14 protein-coding genes are annotated in these 11839 nt (G+C 73.0%); 7 read left to right on the top strand and 7 right to left on the bottom strand.

The window, feature by feature from the left end; genetic code table 11:
• The first annotated feature begins 476 nt into the window (after positions 1-476).
• From IG63_RS0112215 to IG63_RS0112200, 3 genes are all read left to right on the top strand, one after another.
• Positions 477-1028: a dihydrofolate reductase family protein gene (locus tag IG63_RS0112215; RefSeq protein WP_030484645.1), complete on the top strand. Its 552-nt coding sequence runs from the start codon at positions 477-479 to the stop codon at positions 1026-1028.
• Positions 1029-1348: 320 nt separating this feature from the next.
• Positions 1349-3214: a translation elongation factor 4 gene (gene lepA, locus IG63_RS0112205; protein ID WP_030484644.1), complete on the top strand. Its 1866-nt coding sequence runs from the start codon at positions 1349-1351 to the stop codon at positions 3212-3214.
• Between the two features lie 76 nt (positions 3215-3290).
• Positions 3291-3782, top strand: coding sequence for a hypothetical protein (locus tag IG63_RS0112200; protein ID WP_030484643.1), 492 nt, complete (start codon positions 3291-3293; stop codon positions 3780-3782).
• Positions 3783-3944: 162 nt separating this feature from the next.
• Here IG63_RS0112200 and IG63_RS0112195 read toward each other — a convergent pair whose 3' ends face one another.
• The 3 genes from IG63_RS0112195 to IG63_RS0112185 form a co-directional block, all read right to left on the bottom strand.
• Positions 3945-4760: an MBL fold metallo-hydrolase gene (locus tag IG63_RS0112195; RefSeq protein ID WP_030484642.1), complete on the bottom strand. Its 816-nt coding sequence runs from the start codon at positions 4758-4760 to the stop codon at positions 3945-3947.
• Positions 4761-4835: 75 nt separating this feature from the next.
• The gene (locus IG63_RS0112190) at positions 4836-5105 is read right to left on the bottom strand and encodes a hypothetical protein (RefSeq protein WP_211249304.1); all 270 of its coding nucleotides are present in this window, start codon (positions 5103-5105) and stop codon (positions 4836-4838) included.
• 156 nt (positions 5106-5261) lie between these two features.
• The gene (locus IG63_RS0112185; protein ID WP_211249303.1) at positions 5262-6596 is read right to left on the bottom strand and encodes a S8 family peptidase; all 1335 of its coding nucleotides are present in this window, start codon (positions 6594-6596) and stop codon (positions 5262-5264) included.
• A 177-nt stretch (positions 6597-6773) separates the two neighbouring features.
• Here IG63_RS0112185 and IG63_RS0112180 point away from each other — a divergent pair, with 177 nt between their 5' ends.
• Positions 6774-7460, top strand: coding sequence for a class I SAM-dependent methyltransferase (locus IG63_RS0112180; RefSeq protein WP_030484639.1), 687 nt, complete (start codon positions 6774-6776; stop codon positions 7458-7460).
• A 54-nt stretch (positions 7461-7514) separates the two neighbouring features.
• Here the strand turns inward: IG63_RS0112180 and IG63_RS0112175 are convergent, their stop codons facing one another.
• The 4 genes from IG63_RS0112175 to IG63_RS0112160 are packed head-to-tail and all read right to left on the bottom strand — an operon-like array spanning position 7515 to position 9786.
• Positions 7515-8543 (bottom strand): Atu2307/SP_0267 family LLM class monooxygenase, encoded by a 1029-nt coding sequence (locus IG63_RS0112175; protein ID WP_030484638.1) that lies wholly within the window; start codon positions 8541-8543, stop codon positions 7515-7517.
• Between the two features lie 21 nt (positions 8544-8564).
• Positions 8565-8870, bottom strand: coding sequence for a transcriptional regulator (locus IG63_RS0112170; protein ID WP_030484637.1), 306 nt, complete (start codon positions 8868-8870; stop codon positions 8565-8567).
• The gene (locus IG63_RS0112165) at positions 8867-9325 is read right to left on the bottom strand and encodes a hypothetical protein (RefSeq protein ID WP_030484636.1); all 459 of its coding nucleotides are present in this window, start codon (positions 9323-9325) and stop codon (positions 8867-8869) included. Before IG63_RS0112165 ends, IG63_RS0112170 begins: the two co-directional genes overlap by 4 nt.
• On the bottom strand, positions 9322-9786 hold the full coding sequence (locus IG63_RS0112160) for a hypothetical protein (protein WP_030484635.1): 465 nt from the start codon (positions 9784-9786) through the stop codon (positions 9322-9324). The genes IG63_RS0112165 and IG63_RS0112160 overlap by 4 nt, the downstream gene beginning before the upstream one ends.
• A 112-nt stretch (positions 9787-9898) precedes the next feature.
• Between IG63_RS0112160 and IG63_RS20700 the strand changes: the two genes are divergently transcribed.
• Genes IG63_RS20700 through IG63_RS0112145 form a run of 3 tightly spaced genes read left to right on the top strand, consistent with a single transcriptional unit; the run spans position 9899 to position 11839 of the window.
• A complete protein-coding gene (locus IG63_RS20700) occupies positions 9899-10249 on the top strand; it encodes a TraR/DksA family transcriptional regulator (RefSeq protein ID WP_036195299.1) in 351 nt (116 codons plus the stop codon).
• Positions 10246-11160 (top strand): aminoglycoside phosphotransferase family protein, encoded by a 915-nt coding sequence (locus IG63_RS0112150; RefSeq protein WP_245604417.1) that lies wholly within the window; start codon positions 10246-10248, stop codon positions 11158-11160. The genes IG63_RS20700 and IG63_RS0112150 overlap by 4 nt, the downstream gene beginning before the upstream one ends.
• A gap of 13 nt (positions 11161-11173) precedes the next feature.
• A complete protein-coding gene (locus tag IG63_RS0112145; RefSeq protein ID WP_030484633.1) occupies positions 11174-11839 on the top strand; it encodes an MOSC domain-containing protein in 666 nt (221 codons plus the stop codon).

Below are 11839 nucleotides of genomic sequence, written 5' to 3'. Positions count from 1 at the left end.
CCCCCGGCTCCCGTACGCCGACCGTCGCTACCGCAGTAGCCCGGGTCACGGGGTCTCGAGGCCCTCGCCCACTGGCGGGCTGGTCGAGGTGCGACGAGCGCCAGCGAGGAGCCTCGAGACCCCCGGCACCCGTACGCCGACCGTCCCCACCGGGGTAACCCGCCTCATGGGGTCTCGAGGCCCTCCCCCCGGCTCCCGTACGCCGACCGTCGCTACCGCAGTAGCCCGGGTCACGGGGTCTCGAGGCCCTCGCCCACTGGCGGGCTGGTCGAGGTGCGACGAGCTCTAGCGAGGAGCCTCGAGACCCCCGGCACCCGTACGTCGGCCGTCCCCACCGCGGTAGCCCGCCCTCACGGGGTCTCGAGGCCCTCGCCCAGGGCTCGGGCACCTCGACCACCCCAGCCCGGTTCCCTGAGGAGCGAGCGAGCGAGCCACCGGACCGATGAGTCGTCGATCCGCACCAGGTCTGCCCCGCCATGACCCGTGACACCGGCCGCCGCGTCGTGCTCTACCAGCTGCTCTCGCTGGACGGCGTCGCCGAGGAGCCGTCGGACTACTGGCTCGACGGGGGCGAGGAGATGTTCGCCAACCTCGCTCGTGTGATCGCCCCGCAGACCGACGTCCTCCTCGGCAGGGTGATGTACGACGAGTGGGCCGACACCTGGCCCGACTCCGACATGCAGCCCTTCGCCGACTTCATCAACGGCGTTCCGAAGCACGTGGTGGGCTCGCCGAGTCGCACCTGGGAGGGCACGGTCCGCGTCGAGGGACCGGTCGAGCAGCACGTACGCCGTCTCAAGGGCACCGAGGGCGGCGACATCGGTGTCCACGGCAGCATCACCCTGGCGCAGTCGCTGCTGTCCGCCGGGCTCGTCGACCGGCTCAGCCTCGCCGTCGCGCCGACGGTGGCGGGCACCGGCCGCCGACTCCTCGACGGGCAGGGCCTCACCCGCTGGGCGCTGGTGCGCAGCGCCACCTCGCCCGAGGGGAGCCTGTTCCTCGACTACGACCTCAGCAACCGCAGCTGACGCACGTCAGGGCCCGGGCGGGCCCCCGAGGGTCGTCTCGTCGCTCGGCATGGTCACGGCGGCCGCCGGCGCGGTGGGCAGCAAGTCCACCGCGCCGACGACCGCCGAAGCGGTCAGGCCCGGAGGAGCGTGGGGGTGCGTGACATGGCTCCTCCTGGTCCCGAGTCGCACCGACCGTAACGAGCCGGGCACTCGGCGCGAAACGGGTCGAGGGCTGCGTGAGGCTGCGGTGCACGGAGGTGCACCACCGGCGTGGGAGGATGGTCGCTCCCGTTGACGCACCGACCAGAGAGACCCCAGAGACTTCCGTGACACCCCCCGTGAGTGCCGCCCCGGCCCCTGGGTCGACCGACCCGTCGATCATCCGCAACTTCTGCATCATCGCCCACATCGACCACGGCAAGTCGACGCTGGCCGACCGGATGCTGCAGCTGACCGGCGTCGTCGACGAGCGCGCGGCGCGGGCGCAGTACCTCGACCGGATGGACATCGAGCGCGAGCGCGGCATCACGATCAAGAGCCAGGCCGTGCGGATGCCCTGGACCGTGCCCGACGGCAACGCCGAGGGGGCCGAGCCGGGCCAGTACGTCCTCAACATGATCGACACCCCCGGCCACGTCGACTTCACCTACGAGGTCTCCCGGTCGCTGGAGGCCTGCGAGGCTGCCGTGCTGCTGGTCGACGCCGCGCAGGGCATCGAGGCGCAGACCCTGGCCAACCTCTACCTCGCGCTCGGCGCCGACCTCCACGTCATCCCGGTGCTCAACAAGATCGACCTCCCGAGCGCGCAGCCGGAGAAGTACGCCGCCGAGCTCGCCGGCATCATCGGCTGCGACGTCGACGACGTGCTGCAGGTCAGCGCCAAGACCGGTTTCGGCGTCGAGGCCCTGCTCAACGAGATCGTGACGCAGACGCCCGCCCCGGTGGGAGACCCCGACGCCCCGCCGCGCGCCCTGATCTTCGACTCGGTCTACGACATCTACCGCGGCGTGGTCACCTACGTCCGGGTCGTCGACGGCAAGCTCTCGCACCGCGACCGGATCCAGATGATGTCGACCGGTGCCGTGCACGAGATGCTCGAGGTCGGCGTGATCAGCCCCGAGCCGGTCAAGGCCGACCACCTCGGGGTCGGCGAGGTCGGCTACCTGATCACCGGCGTGAAGGACGTGCGCCAGAGCCGGGTCGGCGACACCGTCACCTCCCAGCACAAGGGGGCCACCGAGGCGCTCGGGGGCTACAAGCACCCGGTGCCGATGGTCTTCGCCGGCCTCTTCCCGATCGACGGCGACGACTACCCGACGCTGCGCGACGCGCTCGACAAGCTCCAGCTCAACGACGCCTCGCTGGCCTACGAGCCGGAGACGTCGGGCGCGCTGGGCTTCGGCTTCCGCTGCGGCTTCCTCGGCCTGCTCCACATGGAGATCACGCGCGACCGGCTCGAGCGCGAGTTCGGCCTCGAGCTGATCTCGACCGCTCCGAGCGTCGTCTACGAGGTGACGATGGAGGACGGCACCCTCCACCGGGTGACCAACCCCAGCGAGTACCCCACCGGCAAGATCGCCGAGGTCCGCGAACCCGTCGTCAAGGCCACCATCCTGGCGCCCAGCGACTTCATCGGCGTGATCATGGAGCTCTGCCAGAGCAAGCGCGGCCAGCTCCAGGGCATGGACTACCTCTCCGAGGACCGCGTCGAGATGCGCTACGTGCTGCCGCTCGCCGAGATCGTCTTCGACTTCTTCGACCAGCTGAAGTCGAGGACCAAGGGCTACGCCTCGCTCGACTACGAGCCCATCGACGACCAGGCCGCCGACCTCGTCAAGGTCGACATCCTGCTGCAGGGCGAGCCCGTCGACGCCTTCAGCGCCATCGTGCACCGCGACTCGGCGTACTCCTACGGCGTGATGCTCGCCGGCAAGCTGCGCGAGCTGATCCCCCGGCAGCAGTTCGAGGTGCCCATCCAGGCCGCCATCGGCGCCCGCGTGATCGCCCGCGAGACCATCCGCGCCATCCGCAAGGACGTGCTCGCCAAGTGCTACGGCGGCGACATCAGCCGCAAGCGCAAGCTGCTGGAGAAGCAGAAGGAGGGCAAGAAGCGGATGAAGATGGTCGGCCGCGTCGAGGTCCCCCAGGAGGCCTTCGTCGCCGCCCTCTCGACCACGCAGCCCGCGGAGAAGTCGAAGAAGTAGGCGGCCGGCCGCCGTCACACTCGTGGCCCGGGTGTCGTCAGGGAGAGGAGATCCCTGCACAGCCGAGGAGCGCACCATGTCCCACACCGTCGATTTCCAGGACGTCTCGACCGCCGGCCTCGAGTCCTCGCCGCACGCCGAGGCCCTGGCCGGCCTCCGTGCCCACGAGGCGCGGTACTTCAGGACCAAGTACGACCACGCCCTCGTCACGCGGCCTGCCGACGAGGCGCCCGAGGTCGTCGCGTACGTCGCCCGCATCCTCGCCGAGGAGCGCGACCTCGAGATCGCCTCGCCGCCGTTGGAGGCCGCCTCCTTCGAGGCGGGCGGCATCCGCTGGACCGAGGTCTTCCACGAGTCCGGCCTCGCCGTCAACGTGCTGTGGACCCTGGAGGACGGCGGCAAGCGGGCCGTGGGCTTCAAGCTGGCTGAGGGCATGGAGGTGCCGGCCGAGCTCGCCGACCGCTTCAGGTTCGCCCGGCAGCGCTCCAAGCTGGCCGGCACCATCCGGGGCAGCTACTTCGTGATCAAGGGGGAGTACGAGGTCTCGACAGGCTCGACCGACAGTTAGCGGCTCGACCGACGGGTAGGGCACGTTCGACGGGTAGGGCACGTTCGACGGGTAGGGCACGTTCGACGGGTAGGGCACGTTCGACGGGTAGGGCACGTTCGACGGGTAGTGGCTCGACCGACGGGTAGTGGCTCGACCGACGGGTAGTGGCTCGACCGAGAGCTAGTCGCGGCGGGCGGCGACGCTGCGCGCCTGGCCCTCGTGGATCGCGGCGACCCACTCCCAGCCCGGCTCGGGGGAGGTGAGGCGGGGGTCGTCGGGGTCGGAGCCGTCGAGCAGTGCGTGGAGGTAGGCCCGGTCGCGCTGGATCCGGGCGTGTACCTCGGCGTCCCGCGCGACGGAGCCGTGGCCGGGCACCGCGACGTCGACGTCCTGCGCCGCCGTCTCGAGGACCGCCAGACCCTGGAGGTACTCCGCCACCGGGTCGTTGCCGTCGGCGAAGACGTCGAGCATCGGGACGAAGACGTCGGAGAGCATGTCGCCGGCCACCAGCACCCCGCTCTCCTCGACCACCAGCGCGGCGTGCCCGGGGGAGTGTGCCGGGTGCTCGACCACCCGCACCGGGGGACCGTCCCAGGGCAGGTGGGTCGTCCCGCCAGGGAGCGGGTCGAGCAGGCCGTAGAGGTCCAACGGCGTCTCCTCGGCGATCTCCTCGGGCAGCCCCGCCGCCTCGCGTGCCCGCCAGTCCGGGTGGGAGCGAACCTCGCGCACGACCTCCGCGCACCGCGCCGTGCCGTAGCGAGGGGCCTCGCCGAGGGCGGGGTGCCAGAGCACGTGGTCCCAGTCCGGGTGCGTGGCGAAGCCCGCCGCCACGGGCCGCCCCAGCCGACGCAGGTCGTCGGCCAGACAGGTCATCTCGGCGCCGGTGATGCCGGCGTCGACGAGCAGGACTCCCTCGTCCCCGGTGACGACCACGGTGTTGTTGCGGAGCAGCTCGCTGCGGTGGACGAGCACGCCGTCCGCGATCTCGGTCAGCACGGGTCCGGCTCCTTCGACGATCCTGGGGTCTGAGCGGAGGGACCAGCCGGCGGTCCGGGACTCATCGCTCCGGGCTCAGGCGCAGCGGTCGTCGGTGCAGCCGACGCGGCCTCGGGAGACGGTGGCGGCCAGGCCGAGGGCCCAGCAGGTCGGGCAGCCGCGCCACGCCACGACGGCCGGCACGGCGAGCAGCAGCGACCAGGGCGTCGTCCCGACCAGGGCGAAGGCCGCGACCAGGAGCACCGCGCCGATGACACCGCGCACCAGGTGCTCGGCCACGGAGCGGCTGGCGAACATCCGGGTGACCTGGTCGTCCTCGACGGGTCGCTCGGAGGTCAGGGTCACGGGCCCAGGGTAGTCGGGGCGCTCACCGGGTCTCGAGGCCCTCGCCCAGGGGCTCGGGCACCTCGACCACCGTGGTGGGGGTCGGGGACCTCGACCACCGCAGTGGGACCGGGCCGGCGGCTGCCGACCCGGTCCCGGGTGTGGAGGGGGCGCTGCTCAGTAGTTGGTGAAAAGCAGCCGGTTGGGCGAGCCGTTGACGCCCGAGACCACGTTGGCGGTGCTGTTGCCCAGGATCGCGCTGGTCACCGTCGAGGGGCTGGAGCCGGGGTTGCGCTGGAGGTACTGCGCAGCGACACCGGCCACGTGCGGCGAGGCCATCGACGTGCCGGAGATGGTGTTGGTCGCCGACGTCGAGCCGATCCAGTCCGAGGTGATGCTCTGGCCCGGCGCGAAGATGTCGACGCAGGAGCCGTAGTTGGAGAAGGACGCGCGTGCGTCGCTGCTCGTCGTCGCCGCCACGGTGATCGCCGACGGCGCGCGGGCGGGCGAGACGTTGCAGGCGTTCTGGTTCTCGTTGCCGGCCGCGACCACGGTGGTGACGCCGGCCGCGGTCATCCGGGCGATGGCGGAGTCGGTCGCGGTGCTGGCGCCGCCGCCGAGGCTCATGTTGGCCACCGAGCCGCCGCCCTGGCCGGCGACCCAGTCCATGCCGGCGATGACGCCGCTGTTGGTGCCCGAGCCGTCGCAGCCGAGGACGCGCACGGGCACCAGGGTCGCGGACTTCGCCACGCCGTAGCGGGCCCCGCCCACGGTGCCGGCCACGTGGGTGCCGTGCCCGTTGCAGTCGCTGCTGCCGCGGCCGTCGTTGATCGCGGTGACGCCGGGAGCGACGCGGCCCCCGAAGTCGCTGTGGGAGGCGTTGATGCCGGTGTCGATGATGTAGGCCCGCACGCCGGCGCCCGTGGCGGTGTAGGTGAAGGTGCCGCTCAGCGGCCGGTTGCGCTGGTCGATGCGGTCCAGGCCCCAGGTGGCGCCGGACTGGGTCGCCATCGTGGTGACGACCTGGTCCTCCGCGACGAAGGAGACCCGGGGGTCCTGACGCACGGACTCCAGCTCCGAGGCCGACAGCTCGGCGGCGTAGGCCTTGAGGTTGGTGAAGCGGTCCTCGACCTCGCCACCTCGGGCCTCGGCCGCGCGGGCGGACCCGTTGACCTGGGACTCGGAGGCGCCGGCTCCCAGGAAGACGAGGTACTGCCCGGGGAGGGCCTCGCCCTCGGCCTGGACGAGCGGTGCGGGCGCGTCGGTCGGCGCCGGGGCGGCGGTGGCGGTGGCGGTGGCGGCGAGCGAGACCCCGGTGAGGGTCAGCGCGGACAGCGCGGCGATTCCGGCGCGACGGGTGGAGCGCCGGGAGAGAGATGGACATGCGGTGGCAGTGCCTTTCTGTCTGGCTCGAGAGCCACGGTCGACACCGTCCCGAGAAGGACAGGCGGGCGGGCGATGAGCCCCGCCAGCCGCATTCGATCCCAGCCTGGGCGGCTTGGGAAGGTTCACAAACCTCCCGTGCACGAGTGAGCAGACATGGCTCCTCCGTCGGCTGCCGGCCCCGGGAGCGCCGCGGGGCGCTGCCGCGGGGTGCCCGGTTTGCCGGATCGGCAACACGAGTTGTCGCCGGCTCGTCGCGCGCGTCATCGTGGGTGCACCCGCCGGGCGGCGGGAGGAGGAGGACCGATGAGCGACCACCAGCACGGCCACGAGCACGGCCACCACGGGCACGGCCACGACGACGAGGACGGGGTCGAGGAGGACTTCTTCGAGCCGGCGTCGTGGGAGGAGCGGTACGCCGCGGAGGAGCAGATGTGGAGCGGCCGGTCCAACCCGGCGCTCGTCGAGGAGGCGTCGCGCCTGACGCCCGGGACGGCGCTCGACGTCGGCTGCGGCGAGGGCGGCGACGTGATCTGGCTGGCCCAGCAGGGCTGGCGCGTGACCGGGGCCGACTTCTCCGCCGCGGGCCTGGCCCGGGCTGCCCGCCACGCGGCGGACGCCGGGGTGGGGGAGCGCTGCGACTGGTGGCAGGTCGACGCCCGTGACTTCGACGCCGCGGGCCGCGAGTTCGACCTGGTGACCACCCACTACCTGCACCCGCCCGACGGGCGCATCGTCGGCATCGTCGGCCGGCTCGCCGGCGCGGTCGCCCCGGGCGGTCACCTGCTCGTCGTCGGGCACGAGCCGTCGGAGCGCTTCACCCAGCTCTCGGCGGCCCGCCGCGGCGCCATGTGGTACGCCGAGGAGCTCCCGGCCGGGCTGCCCGACGGCTTCGAGGTCGTCGCCTGCGAGCAGCGCACCCGGATGCACGGCCACGACGGCGAGCAGGTCGAGGTCGGCGACTCGGTGCTGCTGGCGCGGCGTACCGGCTGAGACCTGGTCGTGGGTCCCACGACGCGCCCAGGCGCGTCGTGGGACTCACGGCCGTCAGGCGTCGGCGACGAGCGGGGCGACCTCGGTGCCGAGCAGCTCGATGCCGCGCAGCAGGTCGTCGTGGGCCAGGCGCGGGTTGGTCATCTGCAGCGAGATCCGGTCGACGCCGCCCAGCTGGTCGGAGACGCGCCGGATCTTCTCGGACACGGTGGCGGGGTCGCCCATGAAGAAGGCGCCGTCGGGCCCGGAGGTGGCGTCGAACTGCGCCCGGGTCGGCGGGCGGAAGCCGCGCTCCCGCGAGACCTTGGTGAACATCTCGTGCCACCCCGGGTAGATCGTGTCGGACGCCGCCGCGGTGCTCTCGCCGACGAAGCCGAAGACGTGCAGCCCGACCTGCAGCTGCTCTGGCGGGTGGCCGGCCTGGGCGCCGGCGCGGCGGTAGAGGTCGATGAGGGGGCCGAACTGGCGCGGCTCGCCGCCGATGATCGCCACCATGAGCGGCAGCCCGAGGAGGCCGGCGCGGGCGAACGACTCGGGCGTGCCGCCGACGCCCACCCAGATCGGCAGCGGGTCCTGCAGCGGACGCGGGTAGACCGTCTGCTGGACCAGCGGCGGGCGGTGACGGCCCGACCAGGTCACCGGCGACTCGTCGCGCAGCCGGAGCAGCAGCTCGAGCTTCTCGCTGAAGAGCGAGTCGTAGTCGGCCAGGTCGAGGCCGAAGAGCGGGAAGGCCTCGGTGAAGGAGCCGCGACCGACCACGAGGTCGATCCGACCGCCGGAGATCAGGTCGAGCGTGGCGAACTGCTGCAGCACCCGCACGGGGTCGGCCGCGCTGAGCACCGTCACGGCGCTGCCCAGCCGGATGCGCGAGGTGCGCGCCGCGGCAGCGCCCAGGATCACAGGGGGAGCGGAGTCGTAGTACTCCTCGCGGTGGTGCTCGCCGATGCCGAAGGAGTAGAGCCCGACGCGGTCGGCGAGCTCGATCTCCTCCAGCAGGTGCGCCATCCGCTCCTGTGGCCCGACCTGGTGGCCGGTGGTGGGGTCGGTGACCGTGGAGACGAAGCTGTCGATGCCCAGGTGCATGCCACGAAGTCAAGCAGGCGGTCAGCCGAGCAGGGCGCGCAAGGTGTCGCGGTGCCGCTTGTACGCCGCCCGCCCGGCCTTGGTCGCCTGGTAGGAGGTGACGCCCCCGCGGCCGCGTCCGCTCTTGTGCACGGTGAGGTAGCCGGCCTGCTCGAGCGCGGCGGTCTGCTTGGAGAGGTCGGAGTCGCTGACCTGGAGGTGCTCGCGCAGGAAGCCGAAGTCGGTGGAGGAGGAGCTGGCGAGCACGGCCATGATGGCCAGCCGCTTGGGCGCGTTGAGGGCGGGGTCGAGGCCGGCGAGGGCCGAGGACGCCGTGGTCTCGCTCATGCCGGGCGGCTCCGCAGCTGCGTCGCCACGCGGTCGTAGGCGGCGCCGTACCACCAGACCAGGCCGGCGACCGCGACACCGGCCAGCGCGGCGGCCGGCCAGGTGCCCACGGTCTCGCCCACCAGCCAGGCGACGCCCGCGATCCCCAGCAGGCCGGCGAAGAGGACCGTCATCGGTCGCCGCAGCTGCTGCGGCGGGCGCCCGGTGGGCCAGGAGCCGCGACGCCTCCGCTCCCAGGCGATGACGCCGACCATGACGAGGGCCAGCGGGAAGGTGGCGCCGGCCTGGGCCACCCCGTCGAGCAGGCCGAGGGCGAGCACGTACAGGAAGGTCCAGGCGCCGAACGCGAGCGGCCACCACCAGGGCGAGGGCGGGTAGGTCACCCAGCTCGCCGCCTCGCCGCGCTCGGTCTCGCGCAGCTGCGCCGCCAGGGCCTCGCGCTCCTCGGTGCTCACGACGCGACGCCCAGCCGGGTCCGGACACTCACGCAGGCGGCGGCGTAGGTGCGGGAGTAGGTCCACATCGCGACGAAGGTCGCCGCTCCGGCCAACGGCGCGAGCAGCCACCAGGGGATGGTGGAGGCGAGGGCCCAGGTCGTCAGGACGACCGCGACGAAGAGCGCCATCGACCACGCGACGGGCCGCCGGAGCTCGGGGGGCATCGCACCGTCCGGGTAGGTGCCGGCACGGGCGCGCTCGACCCCCAGGAAACCGAGGGCGGCGAAGGTCAGCAGCAGGTTGACGGTGGCGGACCCGAGACCGCCGCCGAGACCGACGTTGAGGGCGAAGCCGATGGTCCAGGCGGTGAAGAAGGCCGTGTGCCGCCAGACGGGGGGCTCCCACGAGAGCCACGCGGCGGCCTCCCCGCGGTCGGCGGCCAGGAGCTGCTCCCGCAGCCGGTGCTCATCGGTTTCCATGTCGGCAACCTTAAGCAGAAGGTTTCCGATCTGGCAAGCGATGGTCGCGGCTCTTTCGGGCACACGTGAGGAGGGGTGCGACCGCGCCCCGACGACGACGAGGAAGGACACCATGGACGACGACAAGGCCCGCCAGCTGCTCGCCGCCGAGCGCGAGGAGGTGGAGGGACTGCTCCGCCAGCTCACCGACCAGGACGACGAGGTGACGCAGGGCGACGACGAGCCGGGAGACTCGGTCGACCGCGCGCAGCCCCTGGAGGTCGAGGGGCGCGACGACGCGCTCGAGGCCGACCTCCGCGAGAAGCTCGACGCCATCGCGCGGGCGGAGGAGCGGCTGGCGCAGGGCACCTACGGTCGCTCGGTCCTCAGCGGCGACCCCATCCCCGACGCCCGCCTCGAGGCCCAGCCCGCCGCCGAGCTCACGGTCGAGGAGGCCGAGAAGCAGGCGCAGCGCCGGTCGTGACCCCGCTCCGCCTGCCCGCCGCGGTCGTCGCGATGGCCGGCCGCGGCGGGGCGTGGGCGACCTGGGTCGAGGGCCTCCCGCGGCTCGTGGGCGAGGTCGTCGAGGAGTGGGGGCTGGTGCCCGACGGCGACCCCCGGCACGGTCGCACGTCGCTCGTGCTGCCGGTGCGCGACGCCGACGACCGCCCCGCGGTGCTCAAGCTCGGCTGTCCCGACCCGGACGTCGAGCACGAGCACCTCGCGCTGCGCGACTGGGACGGGCAGGGCGCCGTACGCCTGCTGCGTGCCGACCCGCGTCGGCGGCTGCTGCTGCTCGAGCGGCTGCACGACGAGGACCTCTCGCAGCGCTGGGACGAGGAGGCGTGCGAGGTCGTCGCAGGTCTGTACGCCGTGCTGCACCGCCCGGCGCCCCCGCAGCTGTCGCGGCTCAGCGTCGCCGCCCGACGGTGGTCCTCGGAGCTCGCGGCCCTGCCGCGCGACGCCCCGCTCCCGCGGCGCCTGGTCGAGCAGGCCGCGGGCCTGGCGGGGGACCTCGCCTCCGACCCGGCCACCGACGGCACGCTCGTGCACGGCGACCTGCACTACGAGAACGTGCTGGCCGCCGACCGCGCACCGTGGCTGGCGATCGACCCGCAGCCACGCAGCGGAGACCCGCACTACGAGCCGGCGCCGATGCTGTGGGACAGGCTGGACGAGCTCACCTGGCCCGGCGGGCTCGGGGTGCGCGACGGCGTCCGTCATCGCTTCCACACCCTGGTCGACCTCGGCGGCCTCGACGAGGACCGTGCCCGCGCGTGGGTGGTGGTGCGGGTGGTGGTCAACGCCCTCTGGGAGCTGCAGGACCACCCGGCCGACCCCGACCGCGCGACGCTCACCGCGTCGATCTCCGTCGCGAAGGCCGTCCAGGACTGAGAGGATGCGGCGCATGAGCGATCCGGTCGTCCTGAGCGTCAATGTCGGCCGCGTCAAGGAGCAGGTCTTCACCGTCCTCGGACGCAGCGCGATCGACAAGCGCCCCCTCTCCGGCCCGGTCCGGTCGACGCCGCTGGGGCTCATCGGCGACGAGGTCGGCGACGTCAAGCACCACGGCGGCCCCGACCAGGCGGTCTACGCCTACGCCCGCGAGGAGCTCGACTGGTGGAGCGCCGAGCTGGGCGGGGAGATCCGCGACGGCGAGTTCGCCGAGAACCTGACCACCCTGGGTCTCGACGTCGACGCCGCCGAGCTCGGGGAGCGCTGGCGCATCGGCACGACGCTGCTCGAGGTGGCCTCCGTGCGGATCCCCTGCAACGACTTCAAGGGCTGGATGGGCCGCAACGGCCACCCGACCAAGGCATGGGTGAGGCGCTTCGCCGAGCGCGGCCGCCCCGGGGCCTACCTGCGGGTGCTCGAGACGGGGGTGCTCCAGCAAGGAGATGCCGTCGACGTCGTGCGCCGTCCCGGGCACGGCGTCACCGTGGCCACCATGTTCGCCGCGCTCACCACCCGGCGCGAGCTGCTGCCCGAGCTGCTCGTCGTCGAGGGGCTGGTCGAGGAGGCCCGGCTGGCCGCCGAGGCATATGCGGGGGCGGACACGGGTGCCCGAAAGTAG

This window comes from Nocardioides aequoreus (genome assembly GCF_000720335.1).
In the GTDB taxonomy this organism is placed as follows: Bacteria; Actinomycetota; Actinomycetes; order Propionibacteriales; family Nocardioidaceae; genus Marmoricola; species Marmoricola aequoreus.
Note: the sequence above shows the minus strand (reverse complement) of the source record. Positions and strands in the feature narration are given on the sequence as shown.